This is a genomic window from Haloechinothrix salitolerans (assembly GCF_042662605.1).
GTDB lineage: Bacteria > Actinomycetota > Actinomycetes > Mycobacteriales > Pseudonocardiaceae > Haloechinothrix_A > Haloechinothrix_A salitolerans.
Genome location: NZ_JBHSXX010000001.1, coordinates 5,667,989 through 5,693,632, shown reverse-complemented (window position 1 = coordinate 5,693,632; position 25,644 = coordinate 5,667,989). Strand labels below are relative to the sequence as shown.

The window sequence follows — 25,644 nt, the reverse complement described above, 5'->3', positions numbered from 1 at the left end:
TTCCGTTCCTTCTCAGTCGAAGGTCGAATAAGGTTGGTCCCGCCATGTGTCACGTTTTATCAACGTCGAAGGCAGTTCCTGGAAATAGCCGTTCGAGCTATCTCCGAATAGCAAGCTAACGGCGTGCTACTGCCGGGTACAAGACTCGTAAACGAGGTGCGCCAAACACTTGCGAGAACTTGTCAGCGGCGGATACAACACCGATGTGTGATTGGACGCACACGACAACGCGACGCCATAGCGGCACGTCGAAGGCGCATGTCGACTTGCTGTGATCAGGGCTTTCACTATCCGTGATGTAGAGGCGTTGTGCTCACCAGCGCACAAATTCCGATGCGGCAACCGTGTGCTGGGTACGCATAAATACCCGCTCGCTTGACGCCTTCGGAGCAGCGACTTAGTTTTCCCGCAGTATCGAAAATGCACTGCCGCCGCGACGGATACCGGCGTCGGTAGCCGCTGGGAATCCGGTCCGGAGGAGCTCATGAAACTGCGCGAAAAAATCGTGGTGATCACCGGAGCGGGTGGGGGAATCGGCGCCGCCATGGCCAAACGGTTTGCCCGCGAGAAGCCGGGCGGAATCGTCGTCTCCGATATCGACGCGGCCGCAGCCGGCGACGTCGCGGCGCGGGTGCGCGAGGCTGGTGTTCCGGTGCTGGCGCATCGCACGGACGTCGGCGACCAGTCGCAGGCCACCGAGTTGATCGCGAGGAGCGAGCGGGAGTTCGGCCAGGTTGATCTTCTGTGTTCCAACGCGGGCATCGCCGTCGGCATGGGCGTTCACGCCCCGCGGGAGCGCTGGTCAGCGGCCTTGTCAGTCAATGTCATGGCACACGTCCACCTCGCGCAGGCGGTACTGCCGGGGATGGCCGCGCGGGGCTCGGGGCACGTAATGATCACCGCGTCCGCCGCGGGGCTGCTCGGTTTGCCAGGCGACGCGCCGTACTCGGTCACCAAGGCCGCGGCCGTTGGCCTCGCCGAATGGCTCGCCGCCACCTACCGCCGGTCAGGCGTCACCGTGAGCGCGTTGTGCCCGCTCGGCGTCCGCACTGGACTGCTGATGCCCGCGCTGGCCGCGGGGCATCCCGCCGCGCGAGCCGTCGCCGACTTCGGTCCGCTCCTCGAGGCGGAGGACGTCGCTGAGCACGCACTCGACGGCATCGCGGACGAACGGTTCCTGATCTTGCCGCACCCCGAGGTCGCGCAGCTGTACGCGAAGAAGGCAGCCGACCCCGATGGCTGGCTGACCGAACTGCAACGAGAGGGCCGCCGATGACGACGGAACACGATCCGACGGCAGCGGGCAGGGATCCACGCCGCACCCTGCTTCTGGGACTGAGCTCGTGCGGGCTGCCGGGCAGTGGCGTGCCGATCGCGGTCACCAGTGCGGGCGGCCTCGGTGTCGTTGATCTCGGCGACGGTGGGCGTGACGCCACGGACGCCCTCGTACGGGCAGTGTCCCTGACAGCCGATGGCGCCATTGGCATCCGGGTCACCGGCGACTGCGCGCTGAGCTGCGACGCCGTGCTGGACGTCCTTGGCGACAACGCCGACCGTGTCGACACCGTCGTATTGGGAACGGACTCGGCGTGGCAGCTCAGGGACATACCAGACCGGTACCTCGTCCTCGTCGAGGTGATCTCGGCTCAGGAGGCCGCGGACGCGGAGGCACGCGGCGCGGACGGGGTCATCGCGCGCGGTGCCGAAGCGGGCGGCAGGGTAAGCGAGTCGGGTGCGTTCGTGCTGCTCCAGCAGCTGCTGCGGCAGGGCATCGACGTTCCGGTGTGGCTGTGCGGCGGCATCGGCCCGCACACGGCGGCCGCCGCGATCGCGGGTGGCGCGGCGGGCGTCGTGCTCGACACGCAGCTCGCGTTGCTCCCGGAGTCCGAGCTGCCGGACGACGTCCGCGCCGCGGTCGCCGCTAGTGACGGCACCGAAAGCACCATCGACGACGGTGTGCGGGTACTTGTCAGCAGACACGGGGTGACACTGCCGGTCGGGCAGGATGCCTTCCTCGCTTCCCGATTCGCCGCGTCGTACGGGTCGGTGACCAGGGCGGTGCGCGCGGTGCTGGCCGCGATCCGGGACGTCGTCAGCGAGCGCGCGGACCTGAGCGCGGGATCGGCGATGTCGACCGTGCTCGGCACTGAACTGCCCGTGGTGCAGGGGCCGATGACGCGAGTCAGCGACCAGGCCGGGTTCGCCGCCGCCGTCGCCAGCGAGGGCGCGCTGCCGATGCTGGCGCTCGCGCTCGCCACCGCGGAGCAGACCGAAACCCTCCTGACCCGCACTCGCGATGAACTGGGCGAACAGCCGTGGGGCGTCGGTGTGCTCGGTTTCGCGCCGCAGGACGTCCGCGGCGCGCAGCTCGACCTCATCAAGCGGGTGCGGCCGTCGAGCGCGATCATCGCGGGCGGCAGGCCCGACCAGGCTCGCGAGCTGGAGGCCGAGGGCATCACGACGTTCCTGCACGTGCCCTCGCCCGGCCTGCTGGCGCAGTTCCTCGACGCGGGGGCGCGCGGGTTCGTCTTCGAGGGTTCCGAGTGCGGCGGTCACATCGGACCGAGGACCAGCTTCGCGTTGTGGGAGGCACAGCTCGGCGTGCTGCTCGACCACATCGAGGCCACCGGAACCGGCGACGACCTGCGGGTGCTGTTCGCGGGAGGCATTCACGACGAGCGCTCCGCCGCCATGGTGGCCGCGCTGGCCGCGCCGTTGGCCCGCCACGGCGTCGCCGTCGGGGTGCTGCTGGGCACCGGGTACCTGGTCACCGAGGAAGCCGTCACACACGGCGCGATCGGGCCAGTGTTCCAGCGGCAGATACTTGACGCCGAGCATACCGAGCTGCTGGAAACCGCGCCCGGCCACGCCACCCGTTGCGTGGCGAGCCCATTCACCGACACCTTCCGCTCCACAGTGGACGAGCTGGCGACGAACGGCGTGCCACAGCGGGACGCGTGGGAGCGGCTGGAAAGGCTCAACGTCGGCAGGCTGCGCATCGCGAGCAAGGCGCTGTGGCGTGAGGGCGACGAACTGGTTACCGTGACCGAGGGTGAGCAGCGCGAGCTGGGGCTGTTCATGGCAGGTCAGGTCGCCACACTGCGCGACGACGTCACGACGATCGCCGCGTTGCACGCCTCGGTCACGTCCGGCGCGGCCGCGTTCCTCGACGAGCGGGCGGCGGCGCTGCGCGGCGAGTTCGGTCCAGCGGCGCGGTCGGCGGAACCGGCGCCGCTCGACATCGCCATCGTGGGCATGGCCTGCACGTATCCCGGCGCTGATGATCTCACCGAGTACTGGTCGCGGATCCTGGCCAACGTCGACGCCGTCACCGAGGTGCCGCGTGAGCGCTGGGACCCGGACGTCTACTACGCGTCACCGGACACACAGGACGGACCACCGCGTGGCGACTGGACTCCGTCCAAATGGGGCGGATTTCTCTCCGACCTGGACTTCGATCCGCTCGCGTACGGCATCCCACCGTCCGCATTGACCGCGATCGAACCTGTGCAGCTCATCGCGCTACGGGTCGCGGATCAGGCATTGTCTGACGCGGGTGGGCACATCGACCGGGAGCGCACGGGCGTGCTGTTCGCCGCCGCCGTTGGCAGCGACCTCGCCAACGCCAAGACGGTGCGAATGGTGCTGCCGTCCTATGTGGGGACACTGCCGCCCGGTTTGGATGAACAACTTCCGCTGCTCAGCGAGGACTCGTTGCCAGGAAGGCTCGGCAGCGTCGTCGCTGGCAGGATCGCCAACCGACTTGACCTCGGTGGCATGAACTACACCATCGACGCCGCGTGTGCGTCGTCACTAGCCACAGTGGACGCCGCGTGCAAGGAGCTGGCGACGGGCAATAGCGACGTCATGCTGTGTGGCAGCGCCGATTTGCACAACGCCATCGAGGATTTCCTGCTGTTCGCGTCGGTCGGTGCGCTGTCGCCCACCGGGCGCTGCAAGCCGTTCGACTCCGCCGCCGACGGCATCGCGCTGTCCGAGGGAGTGTCCTGCGTCGTGCTGAAGCGCCTCGCTGACGCCGAGCGGGACGGCGACCGAATCTACGGTGTGATCAAGGGCGTCGGCGGCGGCAGTGACGGCAAGGCGCTCGGGCTGACCGCGCCGCGCCCGGAGGGCCAGCGTAGGGCGCTCGACCGGGCCTACCGGGGCGCGGGCGTCTCGCCTGCCGAGGTGGGGCTGATCGAGGCGCACGGCACGGGCACCGTCGTGGGTGATCGTACCGAGCTGGAGACGCTGACCAGCGTGTTCGACGAGGCCGGTGCTACGCGCGGCAGTTGCGCGCTCGGCTCGGTGAAGTCGCAGATCGGCCACACCAAGTGCGCGGCGGGCCTCGCCGGCCTGATCAAGATCGCGATGTCCGTCTACACCGGAGTTAAGCCGCCGACGCACGGCATCGTCGAGCCGAATCCTGGTTGGGACGCCGAACGCAGTCCGTTCGTGTTCCACGAGTCACCGTCGCCGTGGTTGGTCGAGCCGGAACGGCGTCATGCGGGCGTGAGCGCGTTCGGCTTCGGTGGCACCAACTTCCACGTCCTTCTTAGTGGACACCGTTCCGCGCGCAGCAACCGGCATGGGCTGCAACGGTGGCCCGCCGAGCTGGTCCTGGTTCGCGGTGACGACGACGCGGCGGCGCACCGCGGGATCGAGCGGCTGCTCACGTTGCTCGAGACCAACGCCGCGCACGGCGAGCCGTGGACATTGCGCGACCTCGCGAAGACCGCGTCCGTGCAGGCCAGCGTGGACAACGCGCCGGTGCGGATCGCCATCGTCGCCAGCGACCTTGGCGAGTTGGAGTCGTTGTTACGGGCGGCGCTGCGCGGTGAGACCGACCCCGCGCGGGGGCTGTTCCGCGCGGACGACGCGCCACGTGGAGCACTCGCGATGCTGTTCCCCGGCCAGGGCAGCCAGCGCCCCGGAATGCTCGCGGAGCTGTTCGTGGCATTTCCGGAGCTGCATCGGTTCGCCGGGGACAACCCTGACGTGCTGGCCACACTGTTCCCGCCTGCGGCGTTCGACCCCGACGCGGCACGCGCTCAGGCCGAACGACTGTGGGACACGCGAATGGCGCAGCCCGCGCTCGGCATCACCGGGCTCGCGGCGCACGACCTGCTGCGCACCCTCGGCGTCACCGCCGACGCCTACGCCGGGCACAGCTACGGCGAGTTGGTCGCACTGGCCGCGGCCGGCGCGTTCGATGCCGAAACGTTGCGGGCGCTGTCGTCCGCCCGTGCCGAGGCGATCCTCGGGGCGGCGGGCGATGACCCCGGTGCCATGGCCGCCGTGTCCGCCACCGCGTCCCAGGCGCGGGAAGCGATCGACGCGGTGGGCGCGAGTGGCCGGGTCGTCGTCGCCAACGACAACGCGCCGGGCCAGGTCGTCGTCTCCGGCGCGAGTGAGCAGTTAGACACGGTGCTCGACGCCCTTGAGGAGCGGGGCATCGCGGCGACGCGCCTGCCGGTGGCGTGCGCGTTCCACAGCCCGGTGATTGACGGCGCTGGCGAGCGTTTCGCGTCGGCGCTCGCGAAGCTTCCGATCGGGGCGCCGCGGTATCCGGTGTGGTCCAACCGCACGGCGGCGCCGTACCAGACGGACGCCGAGGACGCCGAGGACACCGATGTCGCGGCGGAGTTGGCCGCACAGGTTGGCGCTCCGGTGCGGTTCACGGAGCAGATCGAGGCGATGTATGCCTCGGGTGTCCGGACTTTCGTTGAGGCCGGGCCCGGCCGGGTGTTGTCCGGGCTGGTCGGCGCGATCCTTGGCGACCGTCCGCACACCGCCGTCAGCTTGGAGACGTCGACGTGCGATGGCATCGCCGGCCTGCTCACGGCGCTGGCGCGCCTGGCTGTCGCGGGGGTTCCGGTGCGCACGGGACTACTGTTCACCGGCCGCGACGCCCGCGACGTCAGTGCGCTGACACCACCGCGCAGGCCTGGCTGGGTCGTCAACGGCGCGACGGTGCGCACTACCGACGGCGAGTTCCTTCCCGGCGGGCTCGCGCCCGCCCGACCCATCGAGGACATCACGATGCCCGCTTCATCCCCCGACACGAACGGCGACGCGCTCGTCAGCGACTTCCTGCGCACCAGCAGGGAGCTGATCGCGGCGCAACGTGACGTGCTGCTGTCGTACTTCGGCACGCCCACGCGGCAGAACGTCGATCCGCCCCTTCCGACGTCGCAGGACACCGGCGCCGCGCGGGCTTCGGCACTGGCGCAGGCTCCGGTGTCAGCGCGGACGCGAGCTTCGGTGTCGGTCCCGGCCGTGCCTTCGGCGGTTGACTCCGACGCCGCCGCTGGTACCGACGTGCTGACCACGGTCATCGAGGTGATCGCGCAGCGCACCGGCTATCCGGTCGACATGATCAGCCCCGACCTCGACCTGGAAGCCGACCTGAGTGTCGACTCGATCAAGCGCACCGAGATCGCAGGGGAGCTGAACACGCGGCTCCGCGACATTGACATCACGAGCGGCAATGGCGACGTCGCTGACCGCGTCGAGGACCTCGCGCAGGCCAGGACGGCGGCGGCGATGGCAGCCGTGCTCTCGCCGTCGGAGGCCCCCGCCAGCGACGCCACAGCGATGGCGCGCGTGGCTGGCCACACCGACGCCACGACCACGCCCGATGCCCCAGCGGCATCCCCCGAGACCCAGGCGGACCCCGAGCCACAACCCCGCGTGGCGGCACCCGCCCGGTACGTCCTCGACCTCACCTCGGCCAACGACGCGGCCGCCGACGCCGCGACGAATGTCGATCCAGCCGCGCTCGTCGGTGCGAACATCGTTATCGCTGGCGGCGACGACGCGCTCGCCGAGGAGGTGGCCGCCGAGCTGTCGGCACGTGGCGCGATGCCGTTCGTGACCGGGCCAGCCGACGATGTCAGCGATCTGATCGCCACGGTCGACGGCGTCATCTCGCTGCACGCCACAGATCCGGAACGTGGTCCCGTGCTTCCGAAGACGTATTCGCTGTTCCGATCGGCGGTCGGGCGCACGCCCCGGTGGCTGCTCGTCGCCGCGCGGACCGGCTATAGCCCACTGTCGCCCGCCGCTGGCCTGCGTGGCTTCGTCCGCACGTTGCGGCGCGAGTATCCGGACACCGCCGCACGGCTGGTCGAGTTCGACCGAGACGCCGAGCACGGCGAGGTGGCGCGCGGCCTTGTCGGGGAACTGCTCACCCGCGACGACGAGCCGGTGGTGGCGCATTCCGAACACGGCAGGCACGCCTATCGCCTGGTGCCCGCGCCGCTCGCCGGGACCGCCACCGGCCCTGCCGATGCACGGGCGATGGGCCTCGACGCCGACTCCGTGCTGTTGCTTGTCGGTGGTGCGCGAGGGATCACCGCCCGTGCCGCTTCCGCGTTGGCCACCGCGACCGGCTGCCGCATCGTGCTGGCTGGCCGGACCGCGCTACCGACCGAGCCGGAGGACCCCACGCTCGCCGCGGCGAGCGACCTGCCGTCGCTGCGCACGGCATTGGCCACGAACAGGGCCACGAACAGGGCCACGAACAGGGCCACGAACAGGGCCATAAACGGGGCCACGAACGGGGCCGCGCCCGCCGACGTCGACCGAGCCGCGAAACGTGTCCTGGCGCAGCGTGAGGTCGCGGCGACGCTGGCGGAGCTGCGCGCGGCGGGCAGCGACGTCGCTTACCACACCGTCGACGTCCGCGACGCCGAGTCAATCCGCCGCCTGGTCAAGCAGGTACACGCCGACCACGGCCGCCTCGACGGCGTCGTCTACGCGGCTGGCGTCATCGATGACCGGCTGATCGTTGACAAGGACCTGGACTCGTTCGCCAGGGTGTATGGCACAAAGGTCGACGGTGCGACGGTGCTGCTCGACGAGCTGGCGCGACTGCCGGAGCGTCCGGGATTCGCGGTGTTGTTCGGCAGCATCGCAGCGACCTTCGGCAACCGAGGTCAGTCCGACTATGCCGCCGCCAACGACGCGCTCGACACGTTGGGCACGTCGTCGTCCGGCACGGCCGCGGAGCGCGTCGTGACCGTCCATTGGGGACCGTGGGCACCGACCGGTGAACACGATGGGATGGTCAGCGCCGAGCTCGCCCGCAGCTACGCGGAGCGCGGCATCAGCCTGATCGACGCCGACGAGGGCGTCGCGTGCCTCCTGCGCGAACTAGCGTGGGGTCCTCGGCAGGACACGTCCGTCGTCTACACCGCGTCGGAGTGGTAGTGCGCACGGTCACGGCACCTCACGGGGAACCCGATGCCGCGCGGGAAACCGAACGGATACTCCTGCTGGCCGCGTCGACCAACGCCGAGCTGGTGGAACGGCTCGACGCGTTGATCGCGGGCGACGACGTCGCGGCGGAAACCGCGCCCGGGCCTCGCCTTGGCGTCGTCGACCCCACACCTGACCGACTCGCGATGGCTCGACGGATCGTCGCCAAGGGCGCGCCGCTACGTGGCCGCAGGGACATCTGGTTCTCCCCGGAACCGCTGCTGGCCACGGGTGGCCTGGCGTATGTCTTCCCCGGACTCGAGGCGGACTTCGACCCGCGGATCGAGGACGTCGCGAACCTGCTCGGCGTCAGCGTGCCCGAACTGAGCACCAGCACCGTCGGCCGGCACGCGGCCTCGGTGTTCGCCGTCGGTGGTCTGCTCGGCGAAGCGCTGCACGCATTGGGTGTCCGGCCCGACGCCGTCGCGGGCCACAGCGCGGGGGAGTGGCAGGCGATGATCGCGGGCGGCATCGTGTCGCGTTCGGACTTCGATGGCATGGTCGCTCGATCTGATTTGGACGCGCTGCGCATTCCCGGCGTGGAGTTCGCGGTACTTGGGTGCGCACCGGAACGTGCCGCCGCCACGATCGAACACCGCGACGGCATGGTGGTCTCGCACGAGAACTCACCGAACCAGACAGTGGTGTGTGGACCATCTGATGTGGTCGCCACGGTCATGGCGGACCTGCGTGGTGCCGGTGTGTTGTGTCAGCCGCTGCCGTTCCGGTCTGGATTCCACACGCCGATGCTGCGACCGTACCTCGGGCCGTTTCTCACCGACGGGTTACCGAGCCTGCCGATGAGCCCACCGTCGCTGCCGGTGTGGTCGGCGACGACGGCGCGGCCGTTCCCGGACGATCCGGGCGCCATCCGCGAGCTGAGCATCCGGCATCTACTGGAACCGGTGCGGTTCACCGCGCTCATCCGCGCGATGCACGACGCGGGTGTGCGGGTGTTCGTGCAGGTAGGCGCCGGGCAGCTCGGATCACTGATCGATGATACGTTGCGCGGCTACCCGCACATGACCATCGCGGCGAACTCAGCGCACCGCGGCGGCGTCGCGCAACTGCGCCGGGTGGCGACAGCGGTCTGGGTTGAGGGCGGTTCGCCGGACTTCACCGCCCTCGAACCAGGAATGGGCTACTCACCGCCGCCGGAACCGACGGCAGACGATGCGCTGCCGCCGAAGCCAGCGGCAGGCGACCCGCTCTCACCGCCGCCTGGGCCGGACGACCCGCTCTCGCGGCTGCGGGCGCTCGGCGCGACCATGCCCGCCCTCGATGACCTGCGGCAACTGCTCTCCGAGACGGCGGACGCGGTCGCCGACGTCGTCTCGGCGGCACGGCACCGTCAGCCGAACGCCAGCCCGCGGCCATCCGCGGCGCGCCAGCCGCCTTCGGTCACGCCCGCGACTCCCACAGTGTCCGTATTGGATGTCTCCACCACGTCCATGCCGTACCTGCTCGACCACTGCCTCGCCGCACAGCGGGACGACTGGCCCGACGAGACCGACCGCAGGCCGGTGCTGCCCGCGACCACCATGGTCGCCCACATGATCGACGCGGCGCTGGCGGCGGTGCCTGGGCACGTCGTCACCGAAGTACGACACGTGCGATTGCGACGCTGGCTGGTCGCCGCGCCGGCGACCCGCGTCGACGTCACGGTGCGGCCCGCCGATGCCGCGCCGGATGAGGCCGGGCACATCGCCCTCGACGTCAGCCTGGGCGACTACGCCGACGCCGAACTGCTCGTCGCCCCGAGCTGCCCCTCCCGAGATCGCGCGCCGGGTCCCTGGCCACCCTGGCCGGACGAGCGGCTCCCGCGGCTCACCGCGCGGCGGCTCTACGACGAGCGCTGGATGTTCCACGGCCCGGCGTTCCGGGGCATCACCCGCTCGGTCGCGGTCGCGGAGCAGGGCATGCGCGGTGAGATCACCGTGCCGGAACCGCCCGGCGCGCTGCTGGACAACCTCGGCCAGCTCATCGGGCAGTGGCTGGTGGAATGCCATCCGCGGCGGTGCATCGCGTTCCCCGCGGAGATCGCCAGCATCCGCTTCCACCGGCCCGAGCCCGCGCCGGGCACCGTCGTCGACGCCGCGATCGCGGTCACCGATGGTCGTGACGCGTGGGTCACTGTCGACGGCCAGATCGGTACCCACGACGGCGTCGCGATCTCGGTGACCGGGTGGAAGGACTTCCGCATCGAGGGCGACGAGCGCGTGTGCGCCGTACACCGCTTCCCGGAGCGCCACACACTCGCGACGCGACACGGCGGGTGGTGGGTGGTCGCCGACGAGTGGCCCAGTGTGTCGACTCGCGAGTTCCTGCTGCGCAAGTATCTCGCGGCCGCTGAGCGCGCCGAATACGACCAGCTCGCCCCCACCGAACGGCGACGTTGGCTATTGGCGCGGATCGCGGTGAAGGACGCGGCGCGTGGTCTGCTGTGGGACGCCGGACACGGCCCGCTGTTTCCCGCTGAGCTGAGGGTGCGGCAGGACACGGCGGGCCAGTTCCGCGCGGTGATGTCCCGACCCGGTGGATCCTCGACCGACGCGGTCGACGGCCAGCACATCCACGTCGCCCAGACGCACGAACTCACCGTCGCGCACCACGGCCCGGTCGCCGCCACCGAGGTCGTCGAGGGGTCGCTCGCCGTGCAGCAGACGGTGACCGCCGCTGAGGAGGCGCTGCTGGATCGGCTCCGCGCGGCGACATCCGATCCGCTGCCGGTCGCGCTCGCTCGGCTCGCCGCGGCGCGTGCGGTCGCCAGTTCGCGGCAGGAGCACAAGCACTCCGCCGCGCTCAGCGACGTCGACGGCCCCGACCTGACGTTGCGCACGCCGCACGCCGAGTACCGCGTACGCACCGACGTGATCCGCAACCCCGACGGGCTGTCCGCGAGGCAGTACGCCGTCGCCGCGCTCCCGGCGCAAGCAAGCCCGTCCCCGGCGACAGGAGGAACCCGATGACAGCGACACACCCACTCACCGAGGCGAGCGTGCTCGCCGACATCACCGCGATGCTGGCGCGCGTGCTCGACGAGTACGGCGGCCTTGACATCGACGTCACCCCGGACACGACGTTCCACGAGGATCTCGGCATGGAGAGCATCGACCTGGTCGAGATCGGGGCGCTGCTGGCCGAACGCTACGGCGAGCACGTCAACCTCGCGGAGTTTCTTGCCGAGAAGGAGCTGGACGACGTCATCGGCCTGCGCATCGGCACGCTAGTGGACTTCGTACTCGCGACCGCGACAGGCGCCGCCGCCGGAACGGAGGGCTGACGCGCGTGGGCATGGTCGAGGTCAACGGCGTCCGCACGCATTTCCAGCTGACGCGGTCGCGGCAGCACACCGGTCCCGCGCCGATCGTCGTGTGCGTCCACGGGCTCGGTTACGACAGCCTCGCCAGCTTCTACCTCACGCTCGCCGCGCCGCTATCGGCGGCAGGGGTAGATGTGCTGGCCTACGACCTGCGTGGACACGGCCGTTCGGAACGCCCACGGGACGGCTACCAGGTCGCGGACTTCGTGGCGGACCTGACCTCGTTGCTGGACATCCTCGGCATCGACCGGCCGGTGCACCTGATCGGCAACAGCTTCGGCGGCACCATCGCGTTCAGCCTCGCCGCCCTCGAGTCCGCGCGGGTGGCCAGCGTGGTGTCCATCGAGTCCGAACCGGCGACGACCGCGTGGGCGGACCGGATGCGCCGCACGCTGGGCAACGTCGTCAATGAGATGTCGGCCGAGGAGAACTTGGCGTGGCTCGCCGAGACGTTCGGCGGCCACCACGCGCGGCTCGCCAAGGCAGCCGGCCTGATCATCCAGGCGACCAGCATCATCACCGACGTCCCGCGTGGGCCGCTACTGACCAGCGACGACCTGCGGGCGCTCACTGTGCCCGTGCTGTCCATCGTGGGCAGTGAGGGGTTTCAGCGCGACAACCCGCACGCGCTGCAAGCCGCGCTGCCGAACTGCACAACGGAGGTGATCGAGGGACAGAACCACTCGGTGCTCGTCGAACGGCACCACACCGTTCGCGAGCTGGTGCTCGACTGGGTCGCCCAGCACGAACCGGCGTGCGGAGAGGCGGCAGGCGTCGCGTGAGCCGCTTCCTGTTCGTCGTCCCACCGTTCGCTGGTCACATCAATCCGGTGGCAGGTGTCGCGACGGAACTCGCGGCGCGCGGCCACACCGTGTCGTGGGTAGGCGACGCCGAGGTCCTCAGTGGACTACTGCCGGACAATTCGACGATCCGGCATGTCCGGCTGCCGGGCGCGGTAGATCGTCCCGCGCAGCAACGCGGTTTCGACGCGCTGCGGTTTCTGTGGGAGCGGGTGCTGCTGCCGCTCGCCGCCGAGATGGTGCCCGCCGTCGAGAACGCCGTCGCTGTCGATCAACCGGACATCGTTGTCGCCGATCAGCAAGCGTTCGCCGGGGCGCTGGTCGCGGAACGCATCGGGCTGCCGTGGGCGACGTCGGCAACGACGTCCTCGGAGTTCACCGACCCGCTCGCCGCGATGCCGAAGGTGCGCGACTGGGTGGCCGCGCGGCTCGCGGAGCTACGCGGCCGCTACGGCGACCCTGACCGGACCGGCGACCTGCGCTACTCACCGCACCTGGTGCTCGGCTTCACCACCGCCGACCTGCTCGGTGACACGGCGACGATCAGCGCCAACACCCGGCTGGTCGGCCCCGTGGCACGGTCCGAAAGCGATGCGCCGCCGTTCGACGTCGCACGCCCACTGCTCTACGTCAGCCTCGGCACCGTCAACGCCGCCGCTGGTGAGCGGTTCCTCCGCGAGTGCGTCGCCGCGCTGGCCGAACGCCCGTGGCTGCACGCCGTCGTGACCGACCTTGGCGGCGTCGTCGCCGACGCCCCGGCCACCGTCACTGTGCGGGAGTCGGTGCCGCAGCTCGCGGTGCTGGACAACGCTGACGCCGTGCTCTGCCACGCGGGACACAACACGGTGTGCGAGTCGCTGGCGCGCGGTCTGCCGCTCGTGGTCGCACCGATCCGCGACGACCAGCCGATCGTGGCCGATCAGGTGGTCCAGGCGGGCGCGGGGGTGCGACTGCGGTTCGCCCGCGCCACGTCGTCCCACATCGGTGCCGCCATCGACGCCGTGCTCACCGAGGAGACTTACCGCGCCGCCGCTCGCAGGATCGCGCGCTCTTTCCGCGCGGCAGGCGGTGCCGTCGCCGCGGCCGATCACCTCGTCGCGCTCGCCGACAATCCTTGTGGTTCCACGCAGTCCGACACGCGATAGCTGTGTGTCGCGTGACAAAAACCGTGTGACCCGCCGTCGCGTTCGGTCAAGAACGCGGCACTGCCCTTGACCAGCTCTCGACCCGCGTCTCTTAATGGGGCGTTACCGGGTGCGCGAGCACGTGCTGGTAGGGAAGGTGGGTGCCAACGATGCCATCCGACTGCATTGTCTTCGACGCCGTTGTTCGTCATCCCCGGGTCAAGGTCTGGCAACTGCTTGGCGACCCGGAGATGTACCCGAGGTTCTTCCGGGGCATCACCGACTGCGAACGCATCGGATCACCCGAACCGAACGTGCCCACCCGCTACCGCTTCACCATCGAACTGCGCGGCACGATCGTCCAGCACACGGTGCGGACGGTGCTCAACAGGCACAGCGAGAAGCTGGCGCTCGGCAATGACCCCGACAACGGCAGTTGGTGCTCGGTCAACCTGGCCGATGACGGTCCAGGACGCACTATGGTGTCGCTGTCGTTCTTCAAACCCGCGCTGTGCCATGACAACACGCGATGGTCCAAGAACGAGGTCCGCGCGTGGGTGCGGGACGGCATGCAGCGAGTCTGCGATTTCCTCGACCGCGCGTCGACGTCGGTGATCGCCAACCGGGGCGACGGCGCGACGTTCCAGCTCAGTGTCGCGAGCACGCTGCGCGCGACCGGTGTGCTCACGTTCGCCCAGCCGGGCAAGGGGATCGCGCAGCTCAGGGCGGTGGGCAAGTGGGGGCACACGCTCGTCGGCGGCTACGTCGGTGCCGCCGCCCGCTCGCCGCAGGAACTCGCGGTCGTCGACCAGCACGGCACTCGTACCTTCGCCGAGGTCGACTCGATGTCCACCCGGCTCGCCGCTGGCCTGCGCGGGCTCGGCATCGACAGCGGGAGCGCGGTCGCGATCCTGGCGCGCAACCACGCCGTCATGGTGGAGACGCTCCTGGCGTGCGGCAAGCTGGGCGCGAACGTGCTGTTGCTCAACGTGGGACTCGCCGGGCAGCAGTTGGTCGACGCCATCACCGAGCACGGCGCGGAGACCGTCATCGCCGACGACGAGTTCGACGCGCTGCTGCGGTATCTCCCTGACGACGTCCTGCGGGTCAGTACCTCCCGGCGCGTGCCGGAATCGGTGAGCGCCAGCAAGGGCATCAACGACCTGCTCCGCGACGCGTACGACGTCCACCTGCGCCCGCCACGACGTCCGGGCACGCTCGTGGTGATGACGTCAGGCACCAGCGGTACGCCGAAGGGCGCGCGGCGGCCGACGCCGAAGGGACTCGGGGTGGTCGCGGCGATGCTGTCGCGGTTGCCGTTGCGAACCGGTGAGCGGATGTTCATCGCCGCGCCGCTGTTCCACTCGTGGGGTCTCGCCGCGTTGCAGATCAGCACGCCGCTGCGCGCCACCGTGCTGCTCCAGGAACGGTTCGACGCCGAGGCGTGCCTGCGTGCCATCGCCGAACACCGCGCCACCTCACTGTTCGCGATTCCGATCATGCTGCGGCGAATCATGAACCTGCCCGCCGAGGTGCGCGAGCGCTACGACACGTCCAGCCTGCGTGTCGTCGCCAGCAGCGGGTCGGCGATGTCCGGCGCGCTGGTCACCGAGTTCATGGACGCCTTCGGTGACGTCCTCTACAACTTCTACGGCTCAACCGAGGTGTCCTGGGGCACCATCGCGGGACCAACCGACCTGCGCGCCGCGCCAACGACGGCGGGCACGCCGCCGCTCGGGACCAGGGTCGGCATCCTCGACGACGACGGCACGCCGGTGCCATACGGCTCGGTGGGCCGGATCTTCGTCGGCAACGAGATGCTGTTCGACGGCTACACCGACGGTGGCTCCAAGGACATCGAGAACAAGCTCATGGACACCGGCGACGTCGGCTACCTCGACGCGAACGGCAGGCTGTTCGTCTCGGGCAGGCAGGACGAGATGATCATTTCCGGCGGCGAGAACGTCTTCCCGCGCTCGGTCGAAGAAGCGATCGCGCTGCTGCCGCAGGTCGAGGAAGCCGCCGTGGTGGGGGCGCCGGACGTCGAGTACGGACAGCGGCTGGTCGCGTACGTCGTGGTGCGCGAGGGGGCGCGGCTGGACGCCGAGATGGTGCGCCGCTACATCCGCCATCGCCTGCCGCGGTTCGCCGTGCCGCGTGACGTCCACTTCGTCGACGAGTTGCCGCGCAATCCGACGGGCAAGATCCTCAAGCGCCTGCTCGTCGACGGCACCGCGTATCCCCACACGCCGTCGGCCGGGTAGCCGTGAGTCTCACCGTATTCGCCGCGAGTCGCACCTTACGGAGGCCCGAGTCCCGACTTCCGGTGCTGCGCCTGGCGAGTGTGAGTGTTTCCGGTCGCGACAACGACCAGAAACGCTCACGCTCCACAGGGTATGGCGGTGGCGGCTGCCAGGCGCGCTGTGCTCCGCGCGCGACAAAACGGCGCGCCGTCCTCGTGCCGAAAAGACAACAAAAACGCGCCATCACCCGTCGTTCGAAATGATCCGTTGTGACGGGCATAACGCCTCGATAGTGTTCCCGCCGTAACGCTGACGTTGATCATTCATGAACGGATGGAAAGCGCTTCGATGGCACGGCGACAACTACGATCCGCGGTACGGAAAACCGTTTCCGTCGTCGTGGGAATCGTCATCGCCGCTGTCGCGGTGCCTACGTTGTCCGCGTCGGCGACCGCGGACCAGCGCCCGGCAACCGCCAAGACGCAGGCCGCGCTCCAACAGGGGTACGCCGCGTTCCAGCAAGGGGTCGCGCTCAAGGTGTCATTCCACGTCAACGGCACGACGACCATCGCGAACCCGAACCTCCAGTCCGATATGGACATAGGTCCTGGCCGGTTCGACGGCGAGATTAGCGAGGACCCGTCGTTGCCACCAGGAACGCTGCGGTTGGAAGGCGACCTGACACTCCCGCCGTCGGACGGGTATTTCATCGCGTTCGGATTCATGCCGGTTACCACGACCACGGAGTTCACCCAGCAACGCAAAGCGCGGGGCACGGCGACGCTCGATCTACTCAATCAGACGTCACATGTGGACATGACCATTCCGCTCCGGATTCGCGCTCGCGACGCGAAACAGGACGGCGTCCCGCTCGCTATCGGCAAGAACTGCGGAACGGCATCCGGAGCGGCGATCCGAATGGCCGGCGACGTCAGCCTGGTTCCTGGCGAGGAAAGCGTTCTTGAATCGACGTACGCCATCCCGCCCTTCACCGGATGCGGGGAGAAGGAAAACCTCGATCCGCTGCTCACCGGCCTGGTCGCCGGGCCGAAGAACGAGCTCATCACGCGGCTGAAAGTGCGGTGCATCGGATGTCTCGACTACTGAGCCGGTACGAGGTGTGGGAGGTGCGATGGGCGTCGAAGTCGCCGTCCACGGATTGAGCAAGTCGTTCGGCCGGACGTCGATCTGGCGGGATGTCTCGCTGACGCTGCCCGCGGGTGAGGTCAGCGTGTTGCTCGGCCCGTCGGGCACCGGCAAGTCGGTGTTCCTGAAGTGCCTGATCGGGCTGCTCAAACCGGAGCGCGGCAGCGTCGTCATCGACGACACCGACCTGGTGAGCTGTCGGGAGTCCACCCTGTACCGGCTGCGCAGGCTGTTCGGGGTCCTGTTTCAGGACGGCGCGCTGTTCGGGTCGATGTCGGTGTTGGACAACGTCTGCTTCCCGCTGCGGGAGCACACCCGCAAATCGGAGTCGGAGGTTCGGCGCATCGCTCGCGAGAAGCTGGAGCTGGTCGGCCTCGGCGGCGCGGAGGACAAGTTACCCGGCGAGATTTCCGGCGGCATGCGCAAGCGCGCGGGGCTCGCACGGGCGCTGGTGCTGGAGCCGGAGATCATCCTGTGCGACGAGCCGGACTCCGGCCTCGACCCGGTGCGCACGGCGTACCTCAGCCAGCTGCTGATCGACCTCAACGCGCAGCTCGACGCGACCATCCTGATCGTCACCCACAACATCACGGTCGCCCGTACCGTGCCGGACAACCTCGGCATGCTCTTTCGCAGGGAGCTGGTCATGTTCGGCCCGCGCGAGGTGCTGCTGACCAGCGACGAGCCCGTAGTGGCTCAGTTCCTCAACGGACGCCGCCTTGGCCCGATCGGCATGAGCGAGGAGAAAGACACCGCGACCATGGCAGCCGAGCGGGAGCACGCCCGCGCGGGCCATGCCGACGGCGGCGAAGACGTCCGGGGCGTGGTGCCGCAACTGGAACCGACGCCGGGCTTGCCGCCGCGCGACGCCGTGCGCCGTCGCCGGGAACGGGTGATGCGGATGCTGCCCACGCTGCCGGAGGCGGCACGTCGCAGTGTGCTCGCCAGCGTCGACACCCAGGAGCAGCGATGACCGTGGCCGACACCAAGGTGCGCCTCCTCGCGACCGGTCAGGGCGCGCTGCGTGAGTTCGGCACGTTGTTCGCGCTCGGACTCGACGTCCTCGCCGGGATGTTCCGGCGACCGTTCCAGGTGCGGGAGTTCATCCAGCAGTTCTGGTTCGTCGCGAGCGTGGCGATCGTGCCCGCCGCGCTCATCGCGATCCCGTTCGGCGCGGTGATCACGTTGCAGCTCGGCTCGCTCACCGCGCAGATCGGCGCGTCGTCGTTCAACGGTGCCGCCAGCGTGCTCGCCGTGATCCAGCAGGCCAGCCCGATCGTGACCGCGCTGGTCGTCTCCGGCGCTGCGGGCTCCGCGATCTGCGCCGACCTCGGGGCGCGCACCATCCGCGAGGAGATCGACGCCATGGAGGTCCTTGGCGTCTCCCCGATCCGACGTCTTGTCGTGCCACGCGTGCAGGCGACGATGCTGGTCGCCGCGCTGCTCAACGGCATGGTCAGCGTAGTCGGCGTCTGTGGCGGCTACTTCTTCAACGTCATCGTGCAGGGCGGCACGCCGGGTGCGTTCCTGGCCAGCTTCTCCGCACTGGCGCAGCTGCCGGACCTGTGGGTCGGCGAGATCAAGGCGGTGATCTTCGGGTTCCTCGCCGGTCTGGTCGCCTCCTACCGGGGACTGAACCCGCGCGGCGGTCCCAAGGGCGTTGGCGACGTCGTCAACCAGTCTGTCGTGATCACGTTCCTGCTGCTGTTCTTCGTGAACTTCGTGATCAGCGTGATCTACCTGCGGATCGTGCCGCCGAAGGGAGCCTGAGGCGATGTCGATGACCGTGCTCAAGGTGGTCGGCAGGCACCGGCTCACCGTCGAGAAGGGCATGAACGCGCTGGAACGCCTCGGTGACCAGCTGCTGTTCTACGTGCGCGCACTGCTGTGGACGCCGTTCACGCTGCGGCACTACTCGCGCGAGATCGTCCGGCTGCTCGGTGAGGTCAGCTTCGGCAGCGGCGCGCTCGCGGTCATCGGCGGGACCATCGGCGTCATGGTGGGCCTGACGGTGTTCACCGGAACGGTCGTCGGCCTCCAGGGCTACTCCGCACTCGATCAGGTGGGGACGTCGGCCTTCGCCGGGTTCCTGTCGGCGTACTTCAACACCCGCGAGATAGCGCCGCTGGTCGCCTCGCTGGCGTTGTCGGCCACCGTCGGCTCCGGCTTCACGGCACAGCTTGGCGCGATGCGTATCGCGGAGGAGATCGACGCGCTGGAGTCCATGGGCATCCGCAGCGTGCCGTATCTGGTGACGACCCGGATCATCGCCGGGTTCGTCGCGATCATTCCGCTCTACGTGATCGGTCTGCTGACGTCGTACCTGGCCGCGCGGATGACGACCGTGTGGGTGTACGGCCAGTCGGCTGGCACCTACGACCATTACTTCAACCTGTTCCTCCCACCGGAGGACGTGGTGTATTCCTTCGCCAAGGTGCTGGTGTTCAGCGTCGCGATCATCCTGACGCACTGCTTCTACGGCTATCGCGCCAGCGGCGGCCCCGCGGGGGTTGGCGTCGCGGTCGGTCGCTCGGTGCGGACGGCCATCGTGCTGGTCGCGGTCCTCAACTTCTTCACCGGCCTCGCTATCTGGGGCTCGACGACGACCGTGCGGATCGCCGGATGAGGGCGACGACACGCAGGCGCGTCGGCCTGCAAAGCCTCGGCGTGGTGTTCCTCGTCGTGCTCGGGCTGCTCGGCTGGCTGTCGGTGGCGATCTACGACAAGGCGTTCTCCGACGCGGTGCCGGTGACGTTGCGTGCCGACCGGGTGGGCACGCAGCTCGCGGAGGGTGCCGACGTCAAGGCACGTGGCGTCGTCGTCGGCTCGGTGCGCGAGATTCGCGTCGCTGATGGTGGAGCCACGTTGACATTAGCCATCGACCCGGACCGACTCGGCGAAATACCGGCTAACGTCTCGGCGCGACTGCTGCCGAAGAGCGTGTTCGGGCAGCGGTTCGTCGACCTCGTGGTTCCCGAGACGCCGGAAGCTGACCCGCTCGCGGCGGGCGACGTCATCACGCAGGACCGCTCGTCGGTGTCCATCGAGCTGGAGCAGGTGCTGAACGACCTGATGCCGTTGTTGCGCGCGGTGCAGCCGCAGAAGCTCGCCACGAGCCTCGGTTCGGTCGCGCAGGCTTTGGACGGCAGGGGCGAGCAACTCGGTGGCACGCTGGTGCGGCTCAACGACTACCTCACCGAGCTCAACCCGCATCTGCCGCAACTGCAACGGGACCTGGCGAAGTTCGCGAAACTGCTCGACACCTACGGCATCGCGGGCCCGGACGTTGTTGACGCGCTCGCCGACGCCGCGACGACGACACGGACGATCGCGGAACGCAGGCAGGACCTGCGCGCGCTGCTGGTGACAGTCGCGGGTGCGTCGTCCGAACTGGACGGCTTCCTGCGCCCGAACAAGGAGAACCTGATCGCGCTCGCGGCGACGAGCAGACCGATTCTCGAACTGATCGCCAAGCACTCGCACCGGTTCCCGTGCCTGTTCGGCACCGTGAGTGACCTCAAACCACTTGTCGACAAAGCGCTCGGCGCGGGGACGAACGAGCCAGGCCTGCACATCCGGCTCGGCGCGACGTCCGGGGCCGGGGGACGGGCTGGTGCCACATGCTGACGCGAACGGAGGGCACGACGTGCGCGGAGTGATCCGGCCGCTGGTCAAGGGCATCGTGTTCACAGTGGTCACCGTGCTGGCCACGGCGATGCTCGCGGTCACCATCGCCAATCGGAGCGATGGCCAGACGGTCGGCTACCGGGCGGTGTTCACCGACGTCACCTCGCTCAACCCCGGTGATGACATCCGCATGGCGGGCGTGCGCATCGGTGAGGTGGAAGACATCCGCATCGTGGACCGCCGCGACGCCGAGGTCAGCTTCAGCGTCGACTCCGATCGCCCGCTCTACACCACGACGACGGCCGCGGTGAAGTTCCGCAACCTCACCGGGCAGCGCTACATCGCGCTGGACCACGACGAGATCGGCCGGCCACTCGACCCCGGCGCGACGATCCCGCTGGACCGTACCCGTCCAGCGCTGAACCTGACCGCGCTGTTCAACGGCTTCAAGCCGCTGTTCCAGGCGCTGACGCCGAAGGAGGTCAACCAGCTGTCGATGAACATCGTCCAGGTGCTGCAAGGTGAAGGCGGCACGATCGACAGCGTGCTGCGGCACACCGCGTCGCTCACATCGACCCTGGCCAACAAGGACGAGGTGATCGGCAGGGTGGTCACGAATCTCAACACCGTGCTCGACGAGATGACCGCTCGCGGTGACCAGCTGGGATCGCTCATCGCGACCACACGACGGCTGGTCTCCGGTCTTGCCGACGACGCGGGCCCCATCGGCGAGGCGATCGGCGGCATGGCGGCGCTGACGTCGTCCACGGCGTCGTTGCTCCACAAGGGACGCGGTCCTCTCAAGAAGAGTGTCCGGGAGCTGCGGAACCTCACCGGCACATTGGTGGACAACACGCCGGAGTTCGAGCGGTTCCTCAACAACCTGCCGCTGAAGTACACGCGGATCGGGCGTGCCGCGTCGTACGGTTCGTGGCTGAACTTCTACCTGTGCGGCGCGGTGTCCGACGCCGAACGGCCACCGGGCGGACCACCGGTCGGCGTCTCCCGCGACGTAGCGAGGTGTGGCCGATGACGTCGTTCCGGGAACGTAACCCCGTTCGCATGGGGCTGATCGGGCTCGTCGCGATGCTCCTGCTCGGGTTTCTCGCGCTGAACTGGGAGCGGCTGCCGGTCGTGGGCGGCACCGTCTACCAGGCGGAGTTCGCCGAAGCCGCCGGGCTCAAGCCGGACAACGAGGTGCGCATCGGCGGCGTCAAGGTCGGCACGGTCACCGACGTCTCGCTCGCCAGTGACCGGGTGCTGGTCAGCTTCCGCGTCGATGACGCCTGGGTCGGGGACAAGACGACGGCGTCGATCGAGATCAAGACCCTGCTCGGGCAGAAAACCCTCGCGCTGGAGCCGTTCGGTACCGAGGACCTGAATCCGGACGAGCCGATTCCGCTGGCGCGGACGTCGAGCCCGTATGACGTCAACGACGCCTTCGGGGAGCTGTCGCGGACGCTCGGCGCGATCGACACCGACGAGCTCGCGGAGGCGTTCGGCACACTGACCGAGACCTTCGACGCCACGACGCCAGAGAACGTCAAGGCCGCGATGTCCGGGCTCGCGTCGCTGTCGAAGACGATCTCGTCCCGTGACGAAGAGCTCGCGAAGCTGCTGGGCAACACCAGTGAGATCACCACGACGCTTGCCGAGCAGCGAGGCAACGTCGACGCGCTGCTCACCGACGGCCGTACGCTGCTCAGCGAGATCAACAAGCGCGCCAACGCCATCGGACGGCTGCTGGACGGCACCCGTTCGCTGGCGCGCGAGCTCGACGGCGTGGTGCGTGACAACCAGCGACAGCTGCGGCCCGCGCTCCAGCGGTTGAAGCACGTCGCAACCGTGCTGGAGCGCAACCAGGACAACCTGAACGAGAGTCTGCGGCTCGCCGGACCGTTCTATCGCCTTGTCGGTGACGCGGTCAGTAACGGGCCGTGGATCGACGTCTACTTGTGCGGACTGATCATCGAGGCGGGCGACGCGCCGGAGAGCTGCATACCGCCGAAACGCACCGGAGGTCGTTGATGGGTACCACGTCGGAGCCACGGCAGGAGCCGAAGCGGCGTCGGGTCACCCGCGGGGTGGCGCTCGGTGCGGTCGTCGCCCTGCTCGCCACCGCCCTCACCTGGCTGGTCATAACGGACGACGCCAAGAGGGTGACCGCATACTTCACCACCACCGTCGGGCTCTACCCGGAATCCGACGTCCGCGTGCTCGGTGTCGTCGTCGGCACCGTGGACGCCGTCGAACCGCAGGGGGAGCGGGTGAGGGTGTCGATGTCGCTCGACCCCGACGTCGCGATCCCCGCAGACGCCGGGGCGCTGATCGTCACGCCGAGCCTGGTCAGCGACCGGTATGTGCAGCTAGCCCCGGTGTACGACGGCGGGCCGCGCATGGCGGACGACGCGGTGATCGACGTCGACCGGACGGTGGTACCCGTCGAGATCGACGAGCTGCTGAGCAGTCTTGACGAGATGACCACCGCGCTCGGCCCGGACGGCGCGAACGGCGACGGCGCACTCAGTGAACTGCTGCGCGGCGCGGCGGGCACCCTCGACGGCAACGGCGAGCGCTTCGGTGACGCGATTCGTGAGTTGGGCAAGGCGGCGCGCACGCTGGCCGGGTCCGAATCGGACCTGTTCAAGACCATCGACGGATTGCAGAAGTTCACCACCATGCTCGCGGAGAACGATGGCACCGTACGGGAGTTCAACGAGCTTCTCGCGCGGGTGTCGGAGGTGTTCGCCACCGAACGGCGGGACTTCAGCGCGGCGATGAAGGAGCTATCAGCGGCACTAGCCAGAGTGGACACATTCGTACGGGATAACCGTGCCGACGTCAAGGCCAATGTGGACAAGCTGGCGAGCACCGCGCGGGTGCTGGCGAAGCAACGCGACTCACTCAGCGAGGCACTGGACGAGGCCCCAAAGGCGTTGCGCCGACTGCTGCGAGCCTACGACGCCGCTGGCGGCTCGATCGACAGCAGAGTCAACCTCAACGAGTTCAGCATGCGTGGCAACGGGAGTGACGACTGATGCGAGACGCGCCGACACCGCGGACCCGACGCCCATGGCGAGGCTGGCTGACCGCGGGCCCGCGTCTGGGCGCCGTTCTAGCGGCGGTACTGGTGCTCGTCAGCGGCTGCGGCACGGTCGGCGGCCTTTACGGCGTGCCGCTACCAGGCGGGGCGGACCTCGGCGACCACCCGTATCGCGTGACCGCTGAGTTCACCGACGTCCTCGACCTGGTGCCGCAGTCCGGCGTGCGGGTGAACGACGTCCCTTCGGGGAAGGTGGACTCGATCGCCCTGTCCGCCGACGGCAGGACCGCCGAGGTCACGATGCTGCTCAACGGCGACGTCGAGCTACCGGCCAACACTGTCGCGCGGCTGCGGCAGTCCAGCATGCTCGGTGAGAAGTTCGTCGAACTCGCCGCGCCAGCCGAGCCGCGTGGCACGCTGCGCGACGGTGCGCGGATCGACGTCGCGCGCACCAGCCGCAACACCGAGGTCGAGGAAGTCCTTGGTGCGCTGTCGATGGTGCTGAACGGCGGCGGGGTGTCGCAGCTCAAGAGCATCAACGCCGAGCTGAACGCCGCCATGACGGGCAACACCGGCGAGATCCGCTCGCTGCTGCGGCGCATCAAGACGTTCACCGCCAGTTTCGATCGGAACTCGGACATGTTGACGAAGGCGCTTGACGGCACGGACAAGCTCGCCGCGCGGCTGGCCGAGCGCGAGGACAAGATCACCACGCTGGTCAACGACCTCGAGCCGGGCATCGCCGTGCTCGCGGACCAGCGCAAGGCGTTGACGACCATGTTGACCTCGCTGGATCGACTGTCCGATGTGGCCGTCGAGACCGTCGACCGCAGCGGGGACAACCTGGTCGCCGACCTCCGTGCGCTGGAACCGACGCTGCGACACCTCGCCACGGCGGGCGACGACCTGCCCGCCGCGATGGAGATGCTGCTGACGTTCCCCTTCCCGGACTCGGCGCTCCCCGCGATCAAGGGCGACTACATCAACCTCTACATCGAGCACCATGCGAAGGGCGGGCGCTGATGCTCAGCAGGCTGGTCCGGGTTCAAGTGAGCTTGTTCGCGATCATCGCGCTGGTCGGTGTCGGCTACGTCGGCGCGACCTACGTGGGCCTTGACGCGCTCGTCGGCGGCAACGGCTACGTCGTCACCGCGCGGATGGCCGACTCCGGCGGCATCTTCACCCACGCGGAGGTCACCTACCGGGGCGTGCCGATCGGGCGGGTCGGCGAACTGCGTCTTGTGGACGACGGCATAGAGGTGGAGCTGCGGATCCGCGACGACGCGCCGCGGGTGCCACGCGACGTCGAGGCCGTCGTCGCGAACCGGTCGGCGGCGGGAGAGCAGTACGTCGATCTGCGGCCGCGCGGCTCCGGTGCGCCGTATCTCGCCGAGGGATCGGTCATCGAACGCGACGACACGAGCACACCGCTGCCGATCGAGACCGTGCTGCTCAACCTGGACGAGCTGGTCGCGTCGGTCCCCGGCGAGGACCTGCGCACCGTCGTCGACGAGCTGTACGACGCGACCCGCGACACCGCGCCCGGAATGCGGGCGCTGCTGGACGCATCCGCCAGTCTCACCGAGGAGGCCGAACGGCACCTGCCGCAGACGACACGGCTCATCGCCGACGCGAGCACCGTGCTGGACACGCAGCTCGCGACGTCCGATGCGATCACGACGTTCGCGGCCAACGCCAAGGCCGTCGCCGCCGAGCTACGGCGCGCGGACGGCGACTTCCGCGCGGTGCTCACCGAGGCGCCGTCGGCAGCGGCGCAGGTCCAGCGGCTGATCAAGGAGAGCGGGCCAACGCTTGGCGTACTGATCCACAACCTGCTCGACACGTCGACGGTGGTGCTCGCTCAGCGCGACGGGCTGGCGGGGCTGCTGACCGTCACACCGGACGTCGTCTCGGCGGGGTCGACGGTGATCACCAAAGACGGCGCGAACTTCGGGCTCCTCCCGACGTTCTTCGACCCGCTCCCGTGCACGACGGGCTACGAGGGCACCCGGTACCGCAACGGCCTGGAGACGTCCGAGGCCCCGCTCAACACCGAGGCGGGCTGTCGTTGACGCGG

General features: G+C 69.1%; 17 protein-coding genes. All 17 read left to right on the top strand.

All coding sequences use genetic code 11. The features are described from left to right. Window positions 1-484: 484 nt before the first annotated feature. The 17 genes from ACFQGD_RS27105 to ACFQGD_RS27025 all read left to right on the top strand — a co-directional run bounded on the left by ACFQGD_RS27105 (window position 485) and on the right by ACFQGD_RS27025 (window position 25,639). A complete protein-coding gene (locus tag ACFQGD_RS27105; protein WP_345393699.1) occupies window positions 485-1,276 on the top strand; it encodes an SDR family oxidoreductase in 792 nt (263 codons plus the stop codon). Continuing rightward, window positions 1,273-8,214 carry an SDR family oxidoreductase gene (locus ACFQGD_RS27100; RefSeq protein ID WP_345393696.1) on the top strand — a complete coding sequence of 2,314 codons (6,942 nt, stop codon included), beginning with the start codon at window positions 1,273-1,275 and terminating at the stop codon, window positions 8,212-8,214. The genes ACFQGD_RS27105 and ACFQGD_RS27100 overlap by 4 nt, the downstream gene beginning before the upstream one ends. Continuing rightward, complete coding sequence (locus tag ACFQGD_RS27095; protein WP_345393693.1) at window positions 8,214-11,231, top strand: acyltransferase domain-containing protein; 3,018 nt, start codon at window positions 8,214-8,216, stop codon at window positions 11,229-11,231. Before ACFQGD_RS27100 ends, ACFQGD_RS27095 begins: the two co-directional genes overlap by 1 nt. Beyond that, window positions 11,228-11,545 carry an acyl carrier protein gene (locus ACFQGD_RS27090; protein WP_345393690.1) on the top strand — a complete coding sequence of 106 codons (318 nt, stop codon included), beginning with the start codon at window positions 11,228-11,230 and terminating at the stop codon, window positions 11,543-11,545. Before ACFQGD_RS27095 ends, ACFQGD_RS27090 begins: the two co-directional genes overlap by 4 nt. 11 nt (window positions 11,546-11,556) lie before the next feature. After that, the gene (locus tag ACFQGD_RS27085; protein WP_345393861.1) at window positions 11,557-12,366 is read left to right on the top strand and encodes an alpha/beta fold hydrolase; all 810 of its coding nucleotides are present in this window, start codon (window positions 11,557-11,559) and stop codon (window positions 12,364-12,366) included. Further along, window positions 12,363-13,529 (top strand): glycosyltransferase, encoded by a 1,167-nt coding sequence (locus ACFQGD_RS27080; protein WP_345393687.1) that lies wholly within the window; start codon window positions 12,363-12,365, stop codon window positions 13,527-13,529. The genes ACFQGD_RS27085 and ACFQGD_RS27080 overlap by 4 nt, the downstream gene beginning before the upstream one ends. A 149-nt stretch (window positions 13,530-13,678) precedes the next feature. Next, window positions 13,679-15,772, top strand: a complete 2,094-nt coding sequence (locus ACFQGD_RS27075; protein ID WP_345393684.1) for an AMP-binding protein — start codon at window positions 13,679-13,681, stop codon at window positions 15,770-15,772. 378 nt (window positions 15,773-16,150) lie between these two features. Further along, on the top strand, window positions 16,151-16,858 hold the full coding sequence (locus tag ACFQGD_RS27070; RefSeq protein WP_345393681.1) for a hypothetical protein: 708 nt from the start codon (window positions 16,151-16,153) through the stop codon (window positions 16,856-16,858). Window positions 16,859-16,883: 25 nt separating this feature from the next. After that, window positions 16,884-17,870: an ABC transporter ATP-binding protein gene (locus ACFQGD_RS27065; RefSeq protein WP_345393678.1), complete on the top strand. Its 987-nt coding sequence runs from the start codon at window positions 16,884-16,886 to the stop codon at window positions 17,868-17,870. Beyond that, window positions 17,867-18,667, top strand: coding sequence for an MlaE family ABC transporter permease (locus tag ACFQGD_RS27060; RefSeq protein WP_345393675.1), 801 nt, complete (start codon window positions 17,867-17,869; stop codon window positions 18,665-18,667). The genes ACFQGD_RS27065 and ACFQGD_RS27060 overlap by 4 nt, the downstream gene beginning before the upstream one ends. A gap of 10 nt (window positions 18,668-18,677) precedes the next feature. Then, on the top strand, window positions 18,678-19,523 hold the full coding sequence (locus ACFQGD_RS27055; RefSeq protein WP_345393672.1) for an MlaE family ABC transporter permease: 846 nt from the start codon (window positions 18,678-18,680) through the stop codon (window positions 19,521-19,523). Next, on the top strand, window positions 19,520-20,524 hold the full coding sequence (locus ACFQGD_RS27050; RefSeq protein WP_345393669.1) for an MCE family protein: 1,005 nt from the start codon (window positions 19,520-19,522) through the stop codon (window positions 20,522-20,524). The genes ACFQGD_RS27055 and ACFQGD_RS27050 overlap by 4 nt, the downstream gene beginning before the upstream one ends. Before the next feature lie 19 nt (window positions 20,525-20,543). Then, window positions 20,544-21,557 carry an MlaD family protein gene (locus ACFQGD_RS27045; RefSeq protein ID WP_345393666.1) on the top strand — a complete coding sequence of 338 codons (1,014 nt, stop codon included), beginning with the start codon at window positions 20,544-20,546 and terminating at the stop codon, window positions 21,555-21,557. Continuing rightward, window positions 21,554-22,552 carry an MCE family protein gene (locus tag ACFQGD_RS27040; RefSeq protein ID WP_345393663.1) on the top strand — a complete coding sequence of 333 codons (999 nt, stop codon included), beginning with the start codon at window positions 21,554-21,556 and terminating at the stop codon, window positions 22,550-22,552. The genes ACFQGD_RS27045 and ACFQGD_RS27040 overlap by 4 nt, the downstream gene beginning before the upstream one ends. After that, window positions 22,552-23,562, top strand: coding sequence for an MCE family protein (locus ACFQGD_RS27035; RefSeq protein WP_345393660.1), 1,011 nt, complete (start codon window positions 22,552-22,554; stop codon window positions 23,560-23,562). The genes ACFQGD_RS27040 and ACFQGD_RS27035 overlap by 1 nt, the downstream gene beginning before the upstream one ends. Next, window positions 23,562-24,590, top strand: a complete 1,029-nt coding sequence (locus tag ACFQGD_RS27030) for an MCE family protein (protein ID WP_345393657.1) — start codon at window positions 23,562-23,564, stop codon at window positions 24,588-24,590. The genes ACFQGD_RS27035 and ACFQGD_RS27030 overlap by 1 nt, the downstream gene beginning before the upstream one ends. Further along, window positions 24,590-25,639 carry an MlaD family protein gene (locus ACFQGD_RS27025; protein ID WP_345393654.1) on the top strand — a complete coding sequence of 350 codons (1,050 nt, stop codon included), beginning with the start codon at window positions 24,590-24,592 and terminating at the stop codon, window positions 25,637-25,639. Before ACFQGD_RS27030 ends, ACFQGD_RS27025 begins: the two co-directional genes overlap by 1 nt. The last annotated feature ends 5 nt before the right edge of the window (window positions 25,640-25,644 follow it).